The sequence below is a fragment of the Nocardia macrotermitis genome (assembly GCF_009604405.1).
In the GTDB taxonomy this organism is placed as follows: Bacteria; Actinomycetota; Actinomycetes; order Mycobacteriales; family Mycobacteriaceae; genus Nocardia; species Nocardia macrotermitis.
In genome coordinates this window covers 144,831-162,458 of record NZ_WEGK01000009.1, presented here as the reverse complement: position 1 = coordinate 162,458, position 17,628 = coordinate 144,831, and the positions used below count along the sequence as shown (strand labels likewise).

Here is a 17,628-nt window from a genome sequence, read left to right as displayed (position 1 = left end):
TGGGAGTGAGGATCTCGTGGGTGTTCTGATCGTGACCGGCACGTCGACCGACGTCGGCAAGACCGTCGTCACCGCGGCCCTGGCGGCGGCGGCCCGAGCGGCCGGACGTTCGGTGGCGGTCTGCAAACCGGCCCAGACCGGCGTGCGACCGGGTGAGCCCGGCGACCTCGCGGAGATCCGCAGGCTCGGAGGCGTCACGCGCACACTGGAATTGGCCCGCTACCCCGACCCGCTCGCCCCCGACACCGCCGCCCGCCGCTGCGGCAGCCCGCTGCTCACCCTCGCCGAAACGGCCGCGGGCGTGGAATCTCTCGCCGACGCCGACCTCACCCTGGTCGAGGGCGCGGGCGGATTACTGGTCCGGATGGGCGATTTCACGATCCTGGACCTGGCTCAGAAGATCAACGCCCCGGTCCTGGTCGTCGCCGCCGCGGGCCTGGGCACCCTCAATCACAGCGAACTGACCACCCGCGCCCTGTCCGCCGCGGGCGTCCCCTGCGCGGGCCTGGTCATCGGATCCTGGCCTGCCACACCGGATCTCGCATCGGACTGCAACCGCGCCGACCTGCCCGCCGTCACCGGCGTCGACCTGGTCGGCAGCATCCCGCAGGGCGCGGGCCGCTGGACTCCGGAACGTTTCGCCGACGCCGCCCCGAGTTGGTTCACACCCGACTGGACAGTGCGTCACCTCATGGTCTGATCCAGCACCGGACGAACCGAGAACTCCTTGGCCCCGTGCTTACCTCACGAAAAGTGCTGTTCCCCAGAAGACTTCGCGCTCGAAACACGCCCTGCTCCGGCTCGGTGCGAACCTGCCGCTCCTCGGAACCCGCTGCCCGGAGCTACTGTGTCGCTGATCGTTCGGGTGGTGTTCGTTGCGGACGCGGCGCTCAGCGCACCCGGCTGCCCAGCAGATGTCGCACGCCACCGAGGAACAATTGCAGACCGAAGTCGAAACGGTCGGTGGCACTGGGTGTTTCATCGCCGGTGAGAGATTCGTGAACCGGCGAGGACTCCTCGCTCAACGCACCCGCCGAATCCATCTGCATGCGCGACTGCTCGTCCACCGTGCCACCGAGGATGTAGTACAGCAGCGTGTATGCGGCTTGATCGGCCTCCTCGCGGGTCATCCCGCCGCGAATCAGCGCCCCGGCCAACCGTTCCCGGCCCTTGCTGGTGGTCAACCGGGACGCGTAGGTCGCCGAAACCACCTCTGCGCCATCGCGATACGCCAGCAGGCACGAGCGCAGCCGATGTGCGAGTTCGGAGACCTGTCCGGACCACTCGTCGGCATCGACCGTGTCCTCCATCGGCGCGAGAATCCGGTCGGCGACCGCGCCGAGCAGGGCCTGCTTGTTGGGAAAGTGCCAGTACAGCGCCCCCGGCTGGACGTGCAGGGAGGTCGCCAGCCGACGCATCGTCAGATCGGCCAGTCCGTACTGGTCGAGGATGGCGACGGCTCCGTCGACGACGTCGGTGCGGTGCAACTGCACGGGTGGCCCTTTCTGGCGACGAGCTTTGACTCCTGTCCCCAGGTACCTTAGCCTGAACACCGTTCAAGTACATCGTTCACGTTGCGCGGCCGCCCCGGCCACAAGAAGGGATTCGTGCTGTGACCCAGGCACCCGTCAAGACCGACGTCGACATTCTGGCGACCGCTCGCGAGCAGGTGCTCGAGCGCGGCGTCGGCCTCACCCAGGAGCAGACCGTCGAGGTGCTGCGGCTCGGTGACGACCGGCTCGAGGAGCTGCTGGCCCTGGCGCACGAGGTGCGGATGCGCTGGTGCGGCCCCGAGGTCGAGGTCGAGGGCATCATCTCGCTCAAAACCGGCGGCTGCCCCGAGGACTGCCACTTCTGCTCGCAGTCGGGCCTGTTCCAGTCCCCGGTCCGCGCGGCCTGGCTGGACATCCCCTCGCTGGTCGAGGCCGCCAAGCAGACCGCCAAGACCGGCGCGACCGAATTCTGCATCGTCGCGGCCGTGCGAGGCCCCGACGAGCGGCTGATGGCGCAGGTCGCCGCGGGCGTCGAGGCCATCCGCAACGAGGTCGACATCCAGGTCGCCTGCTCGCTGGGCATGCTCAACCAGGAGCAGGTCGACCAGCTCGCCGCGATGGGCGTGCACCGCTACAACCACAACCTGGAAACCTCCAGGTCGCACTTCCCGAACGTGGTCACCACGCACACCTGGGAGGAGCGCTGGGGCACCCTGCGCATGGTGCGCGAGGCCGGTATGGAGGTGTGCTGCGGCGGCATCCTGGGCATGGGCGAGACCATCGAGCAGCGCGCCGAATTCGCTTCGCAGCTGGCCGAATTGGAGCCCGACGAGGTGCCGCTGAACTTCCTGAACCCGCGTCCGGGCACCCCGTTCGGTGATCTCGAGGTGCTGCCCGCGGCCGAGGCGCTCAAGGCCGTGGCCGCGTTCCGGCTCGCGCTGCCGCGCACCATCCTGCGTTTCGCGGGCGGCCGTGAGATCACCCTCGGCGATCTGGGCGCCAAGCAGGGCATCCTCGGCGGTATCAACGCCGTCATCGTCGGCAACTACCTGACCACCCTCGGCCGTCCCGCCGAAGCCGATCTGGATCTGCTGGGTGAGCTGAAGATGCCGATCAAGGCGCTCAACGAGACCCTGTAGGTCGCGTCGCCGTCCGGTGGTCGCGGATCCGCCGGTACGGTTGAGGCGGTGCAGGGCCGGTCGCACGTCATCAAAGGTTCAAGGGGCGAGAAGTGGTCGTCGATATGGAAGAGCGGTACAACCCGTTCACGGGTAAGCGGATCGTCACCGGTGTGGACGATCCGGTGCCCGCGGCCGCCGCGCTCGGCCTCGAGCCGCCGCGGTTCTGCGAACAGTGCGGCCGCCGGATGATCGTGCAGGTGCATCCGGAAGGCTGGTGGGCGAAGTGCTCGCGGCACGGCGTGCTCGATTCGAAGTCCCTGGACCGCCGCTGATGGTCCATCAGGGTGTGGCCGAACCGCCCGCGTCGCGGCGGCGGGAAATCCGTGCCGCCCTCGCGGTGGTGCTCGCGGTGTTGGTGGTCAGTGCGCTCGGTGGGGTGGTGTGGGCGGTGTTGGCTCCGACCGAACGCGTACTGGTGGTGCAGCCCGGTCGCGGTGCGGCGCTGACGGGGGAGAGCACGCATCGTTTCGACGCGATCGCCGTGTTCGTCTGCATCGCCATGGTGGTCGGTGTGCTGACCGCCGCCGCTGTATGGCGTTTGCGCCGGGTGCGTGGTCCGATCATGCAGTGCGCCTTGCTGTTCGCGTCGTTCGTCGGTGCGGAACTGATGTCCTGGCTCGGTGAACTCACCGCCCACAGCATGCACCCCCACGCCTCGAACCCCCCGCTGCACACCATCGTTGCCATGCCTCCCTCGATCGACGGCTGGCGCACCCTGATCGACCATTGGATCCACTCCGATCTGTCGGCTGGTGCCTGGTCGGTTGTCATGGTCCAACCGCTGTTCGCGGCGTTGGTCATCCTGTTGCTGGCCGCCTTGAGCACGTCCGAGGATCTCGGTGTCGGCCCGGATGTTCCGCCGGGTGGCAACTCGTACGCCTCGGATATCACTTACGGCCCCTACGGATCTCCGGTTTCGAATGGTGCCGCTCTGGGGCATACCGGACCTTTCGAGGGTGCCGACTCCCGCTGAATCACGGTGGGCGCGAGGCGATTTCCCTGCGCCAGGCGATTCACACCCTTCCTGGACATCAACGAAACAGGCGATGTTCGTTCAGACCGTGACCGTCTCTCCGTCCGAGAGGATGGTCAGCGGGACGTCGGTCAGCATCCGGGGGCTCAGGAATCGGGCCATCGACTGCTGGCCGATCTGGCTGAGCATGACTTCGTGGATCTGGATCAGACGCCGAGGCGCGAGTTGACGCACGTAGTCGGCCGCCGCTCCGACGCTGGTCCACGGCCCGCTGGTGGGCAACAGCAGCGTGTCGACCGCGCAATCCGGGACGTGGTAGGAGTCGCCGGGGTGGTAGAGGCTGTCGTCGACGAGATAGCCGACGTTCGCCACGTTCGGGATGTCACGGTGGATGCAGGCGTGTTCGCCGCCGAAGACCGCGATGTCGAAGCCGGCGACGCTCACTCGGTCGCCGGGGGCTACCGCGGTGACCCGGCCGCGGTAGCCGAGCCATCGCTCCACCACCGGCCGCGGGCCGAAAACCCGCAGCTCGGGCCGCGCTTCCAGGCTTCGGGAGATCAGTTCCTCGTCGACATGGTCGAAGTGCTCATGAGTGATCAGGACGGCGTCCGCGGCGGCCACGGCCACATCGGCGTCCGGGGTGAACGTTCCGGGGTCGATGACGATCCGCCCGCCGTCCTCCCGGCTCGTCTTGGACAGGGTCACGCAGGCGTGGGCGTGCTTGGTCAGTCGCATTCTCTGCTCCGGTAGGTATGTAGTTTAATCTGTACAGATGAGACTGTACAGTTGATACTACATTTGTGCTAGGCTGTGAGCATGGACACCCCGCCTGCCGGGGGTGCGGCATCTCCTGTAGCACCCGACCGGGTCTCACTCGACCGGCTTGCCGCCGATCTGCGCGCGAGCGTCGGCGCGCTGGTCCGCTCCACCCGCTCCGTCGACCAGCTCGCGCCCATACCGGCCGCGGTGCTGGACCTGCTCGACCGACGCGGTCCGATGACCACCGCTGACCTGGCCGCGAGCCGCGGCGTGCGGCATCAGACGATGGCCACCGCCGTGAAGGAGTTGACTGGCGCGGGCTATCTGGCCGCGGGCCCCGACCCGTCCGATGCGCGCAAGAAGGTTCTCACGCTGACCGGCGCGGGCAAGGAGGCGATCGACCGCGATCGCCACCGCCGAGTCGGTCTGCTCGCCAGGGCTCTCGAGGACGGCCTCGATGAGGACGAACGGCGTGTCCTGGCCCACGCCCTGGCCCTCATCGACCGGGTTACGCGGACGATCGCAGGCAGCGTTGCCGCGTCGCCCACGCCCGGCGACGGACCCATCACCGGGGCGTGGTGACGAGGCGACCGGAATTCGCCCCTCGCCGGGCCCAGGCAGGATCGTGGCGGTCGGTGTTAACGCCGATCGCGCCGCTGCGACCGGGTGGATCCAGACCGTCGACGTACTGGCATCGGTGAGCATTAGTTCCTGCAAAAATGCTGTGAGAGAATCTATTTCATCACCACAATCTCTCGGTGCCCACGCACAGGGCGCGTGATCGAGCAGTTGGCAGGTCGACACTCCACTGGTTCGCGTCCAATTGCGGCCTGGGGCGTTCCGGCCGGTTATTGCCACAAGCTCTGGTAGGGCATGGGTGGCATCCAGTCGCGGACCTGGTCGTCGATGGTGATGGTTGCTAAATATGCTGCGGCGCAGGCAAATTGCTCTGCTGCGTGACGGTCGGCGCGGAAGTGTAGGGGTGCACCGTCGTCCAGTTGGACGGTCAGGTGGCATTCGTCCATTGACTCGCCCGGTCCAACGCGCGTGGTGTCAGCAATGACAATCCGACTGCTTCGGGCGCGGTGAGGCCGAGAGGTCTTGCGGTGGAGGCGATTTCGGTGGCGAGTTCGGCGATGAGGAGTGCGCCGACCGCGGCCGAGAGGCCGAGTGTGCGGCCGGGCAGGTATGAGACCACCCAGCCGTCCTGGCCCACTGATCGTGCGGTGTGGACGGTTCGATCGCTGATCATCAGTGTTCCGATCATCTGCAACGCCATGCCTCTCGGCCCCCTCGAGTTCGGAATCCGTGACCGGTCGTGATGCCGGTCACGTTCAGTCACAGCATGCACCGCACCTACAACAAATGCAATAGTTGCATTTTAAATAGGTACGTTTGTCTTAGTTGCTCTCTGGGCGCGGTTTGGCAAGACTGTGATCATGCGACAACCGCCGCCGCGCATCGCGGGCATCCACTTGCGACGACTGGCCGCGGAATTGCTCAGTCTTCGCGAGGCCGCTGGACTCAACCGTCAGCAGGTCCAGGATGCGACCAAGATCAGCGATGTCACCCTCTACCGAATCGAAGAGGCGGTGACCCGTCCGCAACAGCGCACGTTGCTGGCGCTGATGGACCTGTATCGCGCGAACGACGCCGAACGTGAGCTGCTGACAAGCCTTTTCAAGGACTCGACCAAGCGCGGACTACTGCTGCCGTACCACCATGACCTGCCCGAGCCGTACAACACCTACATCAGCCTCGAAGATCAAGCCGAGCAACTCCGGGCGTTCGAACCCCTTGTCATCCCCGGCCTACTGCAGACCGAGCAATACGCTCACGCTCTGATCGCGGAAAGTGACTCCGAGGCCGGTGCTGAGAAAATCGACAGCTATGTACGTTCTCGCCTGGATCGCCAGCAGAGACTCGGCGGCGAACGGCCGTTGAAGCTGTGGGCGATCATCGATGAACCGGCGATCCGCCGCATCGTCGGTTCATCGGACATAACCCGTGCGCAACTGCGGCGGCTGGTTCAGGCTGCCACGCTGCCGAACGTAACGGTGCAGATCATCCCCTTCGATTCCGGAGGTCATCCCGGGATGCGAGGTTCCTTCGCGCTCATGGACTTTCCCGAAGCGGAGGGACCCGAGGTCGTGTATCTGGACACCATGGCCGGACAGATCTTCGTGGAGGAGCAGGGCCAGGTCAAGCGGTACAACGAGCAGTTCGTCCAGTTGGCCGCGATCGCGCTCAGCCCGGCCAAATCGTCCAAATTGGTTGCCCAGCTTGCAGACTCTCTCGATGAGATTCCCCGGTAGAATACGGTCATGAGCTCGAAGGCCGAATTGACCGATGCGCAATGGCACAAGAGTGCACGGAGCCAAAGCGGAAGCGCCTGCGTCGAATTCGCCTTCGCCGGTGACCTGGTCGGCCTGCGCGACAGCAAATACCGTCGCGATCCCGCCAACGCGACCGACGACCAGCCGATGATCAGCCTCCCGCTCACCCACTGGCAACCGTTCCTCGAGGCGGCGGTCGCGGGTAGCCCCCGATCGGGCGAACTCCGGATCCTGCACCTCCATGACGGCGGCGTCACCCTCCAGGATCACGACGGTGTCGCCCTGACCTACACCGATGCCGAGTGGACCGCATTCCTCGCGGGCATCGCGGCCGACGATTTCGTCATGGTGGCCTAGAAGTTCAAGGCTCCCATAGAGTTTCGGAAATCGACCCGGAGTCTCGGACTGTTCGGTGCTGATGTGACAGCTACTTCACAGTCTCGATATTCCGCTTCCCGTACTGGCTGAGGTCTCACCAGTTGCGTTTCAGTGCAACAGGATTCGATTGGCCGTGCGCTGGTGTAGGTTCAGCTTCGGCGCGCGAGGCGTACGAAGTCGTACCGTTTGCCGTCGGTTCGAGCCGGTCAGTGCCGGTTCGCGATGGCGGGCGGGGTCGGCGGGGCGGCGTCGTAGGCCGCCTGCGCCGCGTGGATCGCGTCGCTGTGCCGGTCGACCCAGGTGACCAGGTCTGCGAGGCGCGGTGCCAATTCCGTTCCTAGAGTGGTTAATTCGTAGGTTACCTGGATCGGGACCGTGGGGGTTGCGGTGCGGTCGACGAGACCGTCGCGGGTGAGGGTCCGCAGGGTGTGCGACAGCATTTTCTCGCTGATGCCCGGGATGCGGTCGGCCAGTTGTGCGAAGCGGTGTGGGCGGGTCAAGAGCGCGGCGAGGACCAGGGTGGCCCAGCGACTGGTGATATCGGCCCGGATCGAAAGCATCGGGCAATCGGTGGCGAAGACGTCCCGGGAGGGCTCGGCAACGGCGGCCTTCTCGGTTAGCGGCTGACTCACAGGTAGAGCTTACCTGGAGGTACGTACTTACAAATGGTTAGTGTCCTCGATACGTTCGTCCCGTTCGGCAATCAGCACCGCGACGAGGAGTGAAACAATGGTCGATCTGAACGGACGTGTCGCCCTGGTGACCGGAGGCGGCAAGGGTATCGGACGGGGGATTTCCACGGCGCTGGCTGCCGCCGGTGCTTCGGTCGCGGTCAACTACGCCACCGACCGCGCGGCCGCCGACTCGACCGTCGCGGATATCGCCGCCAGCGGCGGCAGGGCCGTGGCCGTACCCGGCGACGTCGCCGTACCTGAGGACGTGGAGCGAATGTTCGCACAGGTCAACGCCACTATCGGCGCGGTCGACACACTGGTGAACAACGCCGGGATCTACACCTTCCAGCCCTTCGAGGACGTCACGCCGGACGACTTCGAGCGGCACTATCGGACCAATGTGCTCGGCGTGATCCTCACCTGCCAGAGCTTCGTGAAGCAGGTGCCCGGCGTCGGCGGGTCGATAGTCAACATCTCAACCTCCGGTATCGCGAACAACGCTCCCGGCCCGATCCTGTCGACCTCATCCAAGGCCGCGGTGACCACGCTGACCAGAATCCTGGCCAACGAACTCGGACCGCGGCAGATCCGGGTCAACGCCGTCGCACCGGGCGCGACCGATACCGACGGCGCCCGCGCCCTGGGCCTGATCAACGACGAGTTGGTCGCCGCGGTCGTCGCCGCCACGCCCCTGGGCCGACTCGGACATCCCGACGATATCGGCCCGGTGGTCGCGTTCCTCGCCTCGCGCGAGGCCGCCTGGATCACGGGTGACGTCGTCTTCGCGTCCGGCGGATCGCGCTGACACCGGTCGCTATCGGCACGGCGGACTGTAGGGCAGGTCCAGGATGCGTTCGCGCCACACCTCCGGTGTCAGCATGCTGCGGGTGATGTCGCTGGAGTCCGCGATGTGCCGATGCGGCGATGCGGCGTGGTTGGGGGTAGTGGCGTAGGGCGAGAAAGTGACCTGAGACCGGGAATGAAAAGAGCTACGGTGGGGGCCATGTACGTCATGCCGTCACAGCAGACCGAGGCTCGGCCGAACGGCGATGGAGGTGGGCGGAGGCTGGTCGGGCCCGGGTTCGCCGCGGTCATCGGTGTGGGGCTGCTGACCTCGGTCTATCGGTTCGACGGGACCTCGATGGTCCAGTACATCTTCAACATGTCCGGTCAAGCGGTGCTGCTGACATGTGTTGTCGCGTACCTGGTCGCGGCGGTGCTCACCGGTGCGCTCGGATTCGTGTTCGGCGCGCGATTCCCGACGGCGGTGACGTTGTCCGCGATCGTCGTCATGCTCATCGGCACAGCGCTGACCGCCCTCAGCCCCAACGCCGCCGTGCTGCTGGTGGGCCGTGTAGTCGGCGGGCTCGGTGCGGGTGCGGTCATCGGAGTGGTTGCGGCGCTGCTACGTCGACTCGGGGATCGGCGAGGTACCGCGGTGGCGGCGGCGCTCGGCATCCTGACCGCGCTGATCGCACCCGGTGTCGGCCAACTGATCTCGGAGGTGACCGGCTTCCGCGTGGTGTACCTGGTGGCGGTACCGTTCCTGCTCATCGCGCTGATCCTCACCGCCGTGAGCGGCTCCTCGGCCAAACGTCCCACCCAACCGATCCTCAACGGCATGCCGTACCCACCCCAGGGGCCCGCCCAATACCCCAACCCGTACGGCACGCAATACCCGCCGCAGATGCCGAACCAAGTGTCCCAAGGTGCGCAGTATCCGTCGCAGATGCCCGGCCAGTATTCAGACCAGGTTCCCCGAGGTGCGCAGTATCCGTCGCAGATGCCCGGCCAGTATCCGGACCAGGCTCCCCAAAGTACGCAGCATCCATCGCAGTATCCGGCTCCCCAAGACATGCAGTTTCCATCGCAAGCGACCGTTCAATATCCGAGTCCCGCCCCCAATGACACGCAGGGGCCGCCTCAACCTCCTCCCCACTGAACCCGCGGGTAGAACAGCACCTGCGCGAGCAACAGTTCCCCCGTCTCGGTCCCCGACTCGCCTGGAGTGTCGGCAGCCCACACGGTCCAACTCTCCCTTGCGATTTCTCGATGAAGCATGGCTCGGAGGCGAATCGGTCAGCTGTCGGCGTCACGGGTCCCGGACGGTGTCGAACCGGTGTTTCGCGGATTCGATCTGCCGATGTTCGGTCGAGTGCCAGATCTGTTGTCGCACAATGATTGCCGACCACCCAGAAATTCGATCAAGTCGGCGCGGATCGTGGCGGCGGTAGGTCTTGGACTTCCGGGCCACGGTGATGGAAGTGGCGGCGGTGAATAGCTTTGTCTGCCAGTAGATTTCGCTCGATCACCCGATAATCGGACGCAGGGTGTCCTGGAAGAGGTCGTCCACGGTTCGGTCGCCCTGAAAGTACTTGCTGATTCCCGCGATGTCCCTGCGCAACGCGGCCGGACTCACTGCCGGGAAAACGGTGCTGATCCAGGGCGCGACGGGCGTCGCGGGCCGTCTCGCGGTGAAGGTGGCCCGGCTGCTCGGCGCGGGCCGGATCGTCGCCACCGGCCGCGACGACCACGCGCTGGGCGAGGTGGCCGCCTTCGGCGCAGGCGCGGTGATCAACACCGCCGTCCCCGACGCGGAGCTGTGCGCCGCCTTCACCCGCGCCGCGCCCGACGGCTACGACGTCGTCCTGGACTTCCTCTGGGGCCGCCCCACCGAACTCCTGCTCCGCACCCTCCCCGAATCCTTCGCCCTCGGCACCCCGACCCGCCTCATCCAGGCCGGAGAATCGGCCGGCCCTACGATCACCCTCCCCGCCGAGAGCCTGCGCACCTCCGGCGTCGAAATCTGTGGCGCGGCAAAGGGAATCGACCGCCAAACCATCGCCACCTCCTACCAGGAGGTAGTTCGCTGGGCCACCACCGGCGAACTCGCCTTCGACGTCCAACCGACCCCGCTCAGCGACATCGAATCCGCCTGGCAACACCCCACCCCCCGAGGTAAACGCCTGGTCGTCCACCCCTGAATCCGTTGTCCCACAGGAAAATCAGTAGCTCCACCACCCATCCACGGCTACCGTGGAAGTACGACTGGAAAGGAGGTCGGCGATGAACCGCACGGCAGACAACACACCCGATACAACCCCGGCAGCACCCCCTGCCGAACGCGCCGACCTCACCGCCTGGCGAGACCGCCACGAACTCCGCAGATCCAATGCGGCCCAACCGATTACGAATAAGCGCATTTACCGCCGCACCACCAAACACCGCAAGCGGGACGACGACCGCTGAACGGTAGATCCAACCCGGCCGTGCCGACGCTCGATCGCCTTGCGTCGTCTTCCGTTATGGGTCTCCGAGTCATCTCGACAGCAGCATCTGGCGGATCAACCGGACCCACTCCATGTCCCACGTGACGGGCGATCAGCCGATACCCACTTCTCGTGATCTTCCACGGCGTAGTCGAATATGCTGACGCAACCCATTTCCCTCGATCTTCCGACGGAATGTTTCCCCGATGGGATACAGAAACCGTGTACCGGTCTTCGGTAGATCGCCGGAAAACAACTTCCGGAAGTCAGGATATCGTGGTGCATCTGCTGCGGGCGTCGTTCCGGTATGCCGCCCGCCAGGACTGGGACGCGATCGCCAAAGCGTTGAAACCGGTGTATACCGCGCCGACGGAATCGGCTGCGCTGGAACGGTTCTGCGAGTTCACCGATACCTGGGGTGGCAAGTATCCGGCGATCGTGCGGCCGACAGCATGGCCTCGATTTCCGACGATACCGATCGCAGGCCGGAGCTCGGACTGTCGTGTATTACTCCGAGTGACTTCACTGCTGCTGGGAGGGCAGCTGTATCGAGATTCATTTGCTCTGCCACGAGGTCCCCAGGTGTTCAACCAGCGCTATCGCGCCGAATCTACTGGATGTGTATGTGAAGTGGCGTTGTGGCGCAATGATTTTGGTGTTGTGCGTGACGGTCGTGGTCGAGCGCTTGTGTCGAGAGCTGAAATCGGGGCGGCGGGTGAGGGGCGTGGTGGAGATTCGTGGCGAGTTTGTCGCGTGTCCGGTCTGCTTGCCGGGGTAGGGGTATAGAACTGTGGGATGGGTGACGATCTTGTAGGGCGGGCGCGGGACCTTCTGCGGGGAGCGCCGGTGGTGGATGGGCACAATGATCTGCCCTGGGCGATGCGGTCGCATGTGCGGTATGACCTGGATGCTTTGGATCTGGCGGGGGATCTTTCGGGGGTGCTGCACACCGATCTGGATCGGTTGCGTGCGGGTGGGGTGGGGGCGCAGTTCTGGTCGGTGTTCGTGCCGTCGAGTCTGGCGGGGGAGCGGGCGGTGGTGGCGACGCTCGAGCAGATCGATTTCGTGCGGGGGATGATCGCGCGGTATCCGGATCGGTTGTGGGCGGCGTTCGGTGCGGCGGATATGGAAGTCGCTCGGGCGCAAGGGAAGATCGCCTCGCTGATGGGGGCCGAGGGTGGGCACAGTATCGGGTGTTCGCTGGGGGCGTTGCGGGGGCTGTATGCGCTGGGGGTGCGGTACCTGACGTTGACGCACAACGACAATGTGCCGTGGGCGGATTCGGCTACCGACACGCCGAAGGTCAACGGGCTCAGCCGATTCGGCGAGGAAGTTGTGCGGGAGATGAATCGGCTCGGCATGCTGGTCGATCTGTCGCACGTCGCCGAGACCACCATGCGCGCGGCGCTGGCCGTCACCCGCGCGCCGGTGATCTTCTCGCACTCCTCGGCGCGGGCACTGTGCGATCACCCGCGCAATATTCCGGACGATGTGCTGAAGTCGTTGTCCGCCAACGGCGGTGTGGCGATGGTGACCTTCGTGCCGCAGTTCGTGCTGCCCGCCGCGACGCGCTGGGTGGTGGACGCGGACGCGAACATGCGCGAGCACGGATTCCATCCGCTCGACACCGGTCCGGCGGCGATCGCCTGCCAGCGGGAGTTCGCGGCCGCGCATCCGCGACCGGTGCCGACGGTCGCCGATGTGGCCGACCACGTCGACCATGTGCGGGAGGCGGCCGGGGTCGATCATGTCGGTCTCGGCGGGGATTTCGACGGAATCGCCTTCGCCACAGCGGGTCTGGACGACGTCTCCGGCTATCCGAACCTGATCGCCGAACTCCTCGATCGCGGCTGGTCCACCACCGATCTGGGAAAACTCACCTGGCACAACGCCGTTCGGGTGTTACGTGACGCGCAGGACGTCGCGGACGAACTGCGCCGCACCGAGACGCCGTCGATCGCGACCATCGATCAACTCGACGGAAACGCCTGAGCGACAACCGATTCGACACCAAGGCGACGACGAGACATCGACGTCGCCCAGGTGAACCGGCCCCGAGTCGTGCGGCAGGCTCGCTCAGTGCGCCTCGGGCGCGGTGTCCTGATGTTCGGCCACGTACTCGGCCTCGATCGCCTTGGCGTGCCGGCGTTCGCGCACCTTCCACACGATCAAGCCGACGACCACGATGACCACCACCGCGATGGTCATCCCGCGCCCGACCGTCGAGGCGAGCTTCTCGTAGGAGTGACCGGCGAGATATCCGAGTACGACGAAGGTTGTGCCCCAGACGATGCCGCCCGTGGCGTTGTAGGCCAGGAACCGGCCGTAGGGCATGCGGGAGGTGCCGACCAGCGCGGGCATCACCGCGCGGAAGAACGCTGTGAACCGGCCCAGGAATACCGCCCAGCCGCCGCGCTTGGCCAGGAAGCTCTGCGCGTTGTCGAGCCGTCCTCGATAGCGGTCGAGCATCGACAGCCCGAGCAGCTTGCTGCCGAAATGCTTGCCGACCTCGTACCCCACACTGTCCCCGGCGATGGCCGCGACCACCACCAGCAGGATCATCGCCCACAGTTGCACATGCCCCTGACTGGCCGCGACCCCGCCGAGCACCGCCGCGGTCTCGCCGGGGATGACGAAACCGATGAAGATCGCGTCCTCGGCGAAAACCAGCAGTCCCACGGTCAGATAGACCCATACCGGTGCGATCTCGAGGATCCGCTGCATGAGCGAGTTCATGTCGGCCACGGTACCCGGCCGGGGGAGTGCACCGCGCAACGCGCAACAGGACAATTCGCCCATCGGGGGATTCGGTCGCCGCAAGGGAGCGCTCGACTTCGCTGAGCCTCCTCGCGCGGTCGGTAGCTATCCGATCGCTCCGGGGATGCCGATCGATCGATCAGACGTTTGCTCAGGTGGGCGGACGCAGGGCGGCGAATTCGTCGGTGACGCGCAGTCCGTCGTCGGAGAAGCGGTAGAGCGCGGCGGGACGCCCGCCGGACTTGCCGGGTGTCGAGGTGGCCCCGGTGGGCGTGATCACCTTGCGGCGACTCAGGACTCGTTGCAGGTTCGTCGTATCGACATCGTATCCCAATGCCGCGCAATAGATCTCACGCAGCGTCGACATGGTGAAACGCGAAGGGGCAAGGGCGAAGGCGATATTCGTGTAGGACAGCTTCGCGGCCAGCCGGGTGCGGGCGTGCTGTGCGACGGTGCCGTGGTCGAAGGACATCTCCGGGAGCGCGGAGACCGGATACCAACGGGTGTCGTCCGGCAACTGCGGGTCGGCGGTCAGCGGCACCAGGCCCAGATAGGCCGAGGCGATGCGGCGCGGCGGCGGCACCCGGTGCGGATCGCTGAACACCCAGACCTGCTCGAGATGCGACACCTCGCGCACGTCGACCTTCTCGGCGAGTTGGCGGCGGGCGGAGAAATCCAGATCCTCGTCGTCGCGCAACCGCCCGCCCGGCAGCGACCAGGTCCCGGTCTGCGGCTCCATCGCGCGCTGCCACAGCAGTACACCCAATTCGGTGTGCCAGCCGGATGCCGGTCGCCCCACATCGTGGCCGACCGACTCGTTGCTGGGCTGACCTGCTGCGATGGTGTCGCGGAAGCGACGAACTTGGAACACGGCGGTGAGCGATTCGTGAATGGTGCTACTATGGGGCACGTTTTCGATTATAAGTCGAAAACCGGTTGGATGCGAAATCGGCGAGTCATGCCGGTCGCAGAGAGAAGGAGCCATGCGATGACGATTACTGCATCGCGCAGCGATTCCGTGGGGGGCGGCGGTCGGGTGACGGGCGGGCCGATGACGTTGACCGGGCGCGTCGTAGACGGCCCGTCGGGGTTTACGGGTGTCGAGGCGACCCCGGAGTGGGCGGCGGAGATCAAGCGACTCGCACGTGAGCGCAATGCGACCATCCTGGCGCACAACTACCAGCTGCCCGAGATCCAGGACGTCGCGGATCATGTCGGCGACTCGCTGGCCCTGTCCCGCATCGCCGCCGAGGCCCCGGAGGACACGATCGTGTTCTGCGGCGTGCACTTCATGGCCGAGACCGCCAAGATCCTGAGCCCGGACAAGACCGTGCTGATCCCGGATCAGCGCGCGGGCTGCTCGCTGGCCGACTCCATCTCGGCCGACGAGCTGCGCGAGTGGAAGGCCGAACACCCTGGGGCACTGGTGGTTTCGTACGTGAACACCACCGCCGCGGTGAAGGCGCTGACCGACATCTGCTGCACCTCGTCGAACGCCGTGGACGTGGTCGCCTCCATCGATCCCGACCGCGAGGTGCTGTTCCTGCCCGACCAGTTCCTCGGCGCGCACGTCAAACGCGTGACGGGCCGGGACAACATCCACATCTGGGCGGGCGAATGCCACGTGCACGCGGGCATCAATGGTGACGAGCTGACCGAACAGGCCCGCACCCACCCGAACGCCGAACTGTTCGTGCACCCCGAATGTGGTTGTGCCACATCGGCTCTGTACCTCGCGGGCGAGGGCGCCTTCCCGGCCGACCGGGTGCACATCCTGTCCACCGGCGGCATGATCGATGCCGCCAAGGCCGCGCGGTCGAGCGAGGTCCTGGTCGCCACCGAGATCGGCATGCTGCACCAGCTGCGAAAGGCCGCGCCCGGCATCGACTTCCAGGCCGTCAACGATCGCGCCTCCTGCAAGTACATGAAGATGATCACCCCGGCCGCCTTGCTGCGCTGCCTGGCCGAGAACCGCGACGAGGTGCATGTCGACCCGGAAACCGCTGCGGCGGGCCGTGATTCGGTGCTGCGCATGATCGCGATCGGCAATCCGGGCGGTGGCGAGTGAGCATTCCGGATCCCGAGTCTGGGCAGCCGCGATGAGCGGCCCGACGATCCGGTGGGAGGCCGAGGCGGACCTGGTGGTGATCGGTGGTGGCGTCGCGGGGCTGACCGCGGCCCGCACCGCCTCGCTGCGGGGTCTGCGGGTGCTCACCCTGAGCAAGGGCGGCCCCGCGGACACCTCCACCCAGTACGCGCAGGGCGGCATCGCAGTCGTTGCACCGCACGGGGATTCGGTGGAATCCCATGTCGAGGACACGGTCGTGGCCGGGGTCGGATTGTGTGATCCCGAGGCGGTGCGCTCCATCGTCGAGGGTGGTCGCGACGCGGTCGCGGCGCTGACCGATCTGGGCGCGGTCTTCGATCTGGGCCGCGACGGCGAGGTTTCGCGCACTCGCGAGGGCGGGCACAGTACCCGGCGCATCATCCACGCCGGTGGTGACGCCACGGGCGCCGAGGTGCAGCGGGCGCTGAACGCGGCAGGTCTGCCGGTGCTGTTCGGCGCCGCCGCGGTGCGGATCGTCACCGGGCCGCGCGGGGTGCGGGGCGTTGTCGCGGTGTCGGACAAGGGTTTCGGTGTCGTGCACGCACCCGCGGTCCTGCTGGCCACCGGCGGTCTGGGGCAGCTGTACGCGTGCAGCACCAACCCGTCCGGGGCCACCGCGGACGGGATAGCGCTGGCCCTGCGGGCCGGTGCGACCGTCGCGGACCTGGAGTTCGTGCAGTTCCATCCGACCGTGCTGTTCACCCCGGGCGGTCTGGGGAGACGGCCGCTGATCAGCGAGGCCGTGCGCGGCGAGGGTGCGAAACTCGTGGATTCCCAGGGGGATTCGATCACCGAGGGCGTGCATCCGCGCGGTGACCTCGCCCCGCGGGACGTGGTCTCGCGGGCGGTCGCGGCCCGGTTGCGCGCGCTGGGGGAGGATCACGTCTTCCTCGACGCTGGCGCGATAGACGGCTTCCCGCAACGCTTTCCGACCATCACCGCATCCTGTCGCGCGGTCGGGATCGATCCGCGCACCGATCTGATCCCGGTCGCTCCGGCGGCGCACTACCAGTGTGGCGGTATCCTCACCGATCCTCACGGCCGCACAACGGTTCCCGGCCTGTACGCCGCGGGCGAGGTCGCTCGCACCGGCCTGCACGGGGCCAATCGGCTGGCCTCCAACAGCCTGCTCGAGGGCCTGGTCGTGGGCGAGCGCGCCGGTACCGCGGCGGCCGAGCGGCTCGGCGAACCCGGACGCGTCGGCGACCTCGGCGACTGGGAATTCCCGCGCGCGGACCGGAAGTTGTTGCAGGACTTGATGACCGAGAACGCCGGTGTGGTACGCGACGGTGACGCCCTGCGCGGGGCGGTACTGCGGCTGCTGCATCTGCTGAACGATCGCAACGGCGGATCGCGTGCGCTGCCCACCGATCTGACCGGACTCGCCGACGACCCGGACGGGACGCGGGACCTCGACGGAATCGTCACCGACATCGAGGACGCCGCCCTCACGCTCACCGCCCGCGCGATGCTGCTCGCGGCGGGCGCGCGCACCGAAAGCCGTGGCTGCCACACCCGATCCGACTACCCGGACACCCGCGACGACCTGCAACGCAGCATTTCGGTGCGGCTGGGTCCGGACGGCCGCCCGCAGTTGGTCACCCCCGGCTCCGAACACACCGGCAGTTGGGGCGTCGCGGTATCGAGGGCATCGTGAGCACGGCGCACATCGTGAGCCCGGCAGCCCACATCGAGACGAAC

At 66.6% G+C, this 17,628-nt stretch carries 20 protein-coding genes and 1 pseudogene; 15 read left to right on the top strand and 6 right to left on the bottom strand.

What is annotated here, in order from left to right:
- The first annotated feature begins 16 nt into the window (after positions 1-16).
- The gene (gene bioD, locus NRB20_RS21410) at positions 17-700 is read left to right on the top strand and encodes a dethiobiotin synthase (RefSeq protein ID WP_319945222.1); all 684 of its coding nucleotides are present in this window, start codon (positions 17-19) and stop codon (positions 698-700) included.
- Between the two features lie 190 nt (positions 701-890).
- Here bioD and NRB20_RS21405 read toward each other — a convergent pair whose 3' ends face one another.
- Positions 891-1,493: a TetR/AcrR family transcriptional regulator C-terminal domain-containing protein gene (locus NRB20_RS21405; protein ID WP_319945221.1), complete on the bottom strand. Its 603-nt coding sequence runs from the start codon at positions 1,491-1,493 to the stop codon at positions 891-893.
- A gap of 119 nt (positions 1,494-1,612) precedes the next feature.
- Here NRB20_RS21405 and bioB point away from each other — a divergent pair, with 119 nt between their 5' ends.
- The 3 genes from bioB (at position 1,613) to NRB20_RS21390 (ending at position 3,647) form a co-directional block, all read left to right on the top strand.
- Entirely contained in the window at positions 1,613-2,632 is a 1,020-nt protein-coding gene (bioB, locus tag NRB20_RS21400; protein WP_319945220.1) for a biotin synthase BioB, read from the top strand.
- A 104-nt stretch (positions 2,633-2,736) separates the two neighbouring features.
- Positions 2,737-2,946 (top strand): biotin synthase auxiliary protein BsaP, encoded by a 210-nt coding sequence (gene bsaP, locus NRB20_RS21395; protein WP_153412082.1) that lies wholly within the window; start codon positions 2,737-2,739, stop codon positions 2,944-2,946.
- Complete coding sequence (locus NRB20_RS21390) at positions 2,946-3,647, top strand: DUF2567 domain-containing protein (protein ID WP_153411917.1); 702 nt, start codon at positions 2,946-2,948, stop codon at positions 3,645-3,647. Before bsaP ends, NRB20_RS21390 begins: the two co-directional genes overlap by 1 nt.
- Positions 3,648-3,728: 81 nt before the next feature.
- Here NRB20_RS21390 and NRB20_RS21385 read toward each other — a convergent pair whose 3' ends face one another.
- Positions 3,729-4,382, bottom strand: a complete 654-nt coding sequence (locus NRB20_RS21385; RefSeq protein WP_153411916.1) for an MBL fold metallo-hydrolase — start codon at positions 4,380-4,382, stop codon at positions 3,729-3,731.
- 81 nt (positions 4,383-4,463) lie between these two features.
- Between NRB20_RS21385 and NRB20_RS21380 the strand changes: the two genes are divergently transcribed.
- Positions 4,464-4,988 (top strand): MarR family winged helix-turn-helix transcriptional regulator, encoded by a 525-nt coding sequence (locus NRB20_RS21380; RefSeq protein WP_153411915.1) that lies wholly within the window; start codon positions 4,464-4,466, stop codon positions 4,986-4,988.
- Positions 4,989-5,412: 424 nt separating this feature from the next.
- Here the strand turns inward: NRB20_RS21380 and NRB20_RS21375 are convergent, their stop codons facing one another.
- Positions 5,413-5,685 carry a hypothetical protein gene (locus NRB20_RS21375; protein ID WP_153411914.1) on the bottom strand — a complete coding sequence of 91 codons (273 nt, stop codon included), beginning with the start codon at positions 5,683-5,685 and terminating at the stop codon, positions 5,413-5,415.
- Between the two features lie 160 nt (positions 5,686-5,845).
- Here NRB20_RS21375 and NRB20_RS21370 point away from each other — a divergent pair, with 160 nt between their 5' ends.
- The gene (locus tag NRB20_RS21370) at positions 5,846-6,721 is read left to right on the top strand and encodes a helix-turn-helix domain-containing protein (protein WP_153411913.1); all 876 of its coding nucleotides are present in this window, start codon (positions 5,846-5,848) and stop codon (positions 6,719-6,721) included.
- Positions 6,722-6,730: 9 nt separating this feature from the next.
- Positions 6,731-7,099, top strand: coding sequence for a DUF397 domain-containing protein (locus NRB20_RS21365; protein ID WP_153411912.1), 369 nt, complete (start codon positions 6,731-6,733; stop codon positions 7,097-7,099).
- 227 nt (positions 7,100-7,326) lie between these two features.
- Here the strand turns inward: NRB20_RS21365 and NRB20_RS21360 are convergent, their stop codons facing one another.
- Positions 7,327-7,752 (bottom strand): winged helix-turn-helix transcriptional regulator, encoded by a 426-nt coding sequence (locus NRB20_RS21360; RefSeq protein ID WP_319945219.1) that lies wholly within the window; start codon positions 7,750-7,752, stop codon positions 7,327-7,329.
- Between the two features lie 97 nt (positions 7,753-7,849).
- On the opposite strand from NRB20_RS21360, the gene NRB20_RS21355 reads away from it, so the two are divergent.
- The 6 genes and pseudogenes from NRB20_RS21355 (at position 7,850) to NRB20_RS21330 (ending at position 13,055) form a co-directional block, all read left to right on the top strand.
- On the top strand, positions 7,850-8,599 hold the full coding sequence (locus NRB20_RS21355; protein ID WP_153411911.1) for an SDR family oxidoreductase: 750 nt from the start codon (positions 7,850-7,852) through the stop codon (positions 8,597-8,599).
- A gap of 198 nt (positions 8,600-8,797) precedes the next feature.
- Positions 8,798-9,736, top strand: coding sequence for an MFS transporter (locus NRB20_RS21350; protein WP_227833729.1), 939 nt, complete (start codon positions 8,798-8,800; stop codon positions 9,734-9,736).
- A 448-nt stretch (positions 9,737-10,184) separates the two neighbouring features.
- Positions 10,185-10,778 carry an MDR/zinc-dependent alcohol dehydrogenase-like family protein gene (locus tag NRB20_RS21345; protein ID WP_153411910.1) on the top strand — a complete coding sequence of 198 codons (594 nt, stop codon included), beginning with the start codon at positions 10,185-10,187 and terminating at the stop codon, positions 10,776-10,778.
- An 82-nt stretch (positions 10,779-10,860) separates the two neighbouring features.
- The gene (locus NRB20_RS21340) at positions 10,861-11,043 is read left to right on the top strand and encodes a hypothetical protein (RefSeq protein ID WP_153411909.1); all 183 of its coding nucleotides are present in this window, start codon (positions 10,861-10,863) and stop codon (positions 11,041-11,043) included.
- 215 nt (positions 11,044-11,258) lie between these two features.
- Positions 11,259-11,528: pseudogene (locus tag NRB20_RS39780) on the top strand (transposase); the annotation flags it as partial.
- A 330-nt stretch (positions 11,529-11,858) separates the two neighbouring features.
- On the top strand, positions 11,859-13,055 hold the full coding sequence (locus tag NRB20_RS21330) for a dipeptidase (protein WP_153411908.1): 1,197 nt from the start codon (positions 11,859-11,861) through the stop codon (positions 13,053-13,055).
- An 84-nt stretch (positions 13,056-13,139) separates the two neighbouring features.
- Here NRB20_RS21330 and NRB20_RS21325 read toward each other — a convergent pair whose 3' ends face one another.
- The gene (locus tag NRB20_RS21325; RefSeq protein WP_153411907.1) at positions 13,140-13,799 is read right to left on the bottom strand and encodes a DedA family protein; all 660 of its coding nucleotides are present in this window, start codon (positions 13,797-13,799) and stop codon (positions 13,140-13,142) included.
- Between the two features lie 172 nt (positions 13,800-13,971).
- Positions 13,972-14,730, bottom strand: coding sequence for an NUDIX hydrolase (locus tag NRB20_RS21320; RefSeq protein WP_319945218.1), 759 nt, complete (start codon positions 14,728-14,730; stop codon positions 13,972-13,974).
- Positions 14,731-14,808: 78 nt separating this feature from the next.
- Between NRB20_RS21320 and nadA the strand changes: the two genes are divergently transcribed.
- Positions 14,809-15,888 carry a quinolinate synthase NadA gene (gene nadA, locus NRB20_RS21315; RefSeq protein ID WP_153411905.1) on the top strand — a complete coding sequence of 360 codons (1,080 nt, stop codon included), beginning with the start codon at positions 14,809-14,811 and terminating at the stop codon, positions 15,886-15,888.
- A 31-nt stretch (positions 15,889-15,919) separates the two neighbouring features.
- Entirely contained in the window at positions 15,920-17,584 is a 1,665-nt protein-coding gene (locus tag NRB20_RS21310) for an L-aspartate oxidase (protein ID WP_153411904.1), read from the top strand.
- Positions 17,585-17,628: the final 44 nt, after the last annotated feature.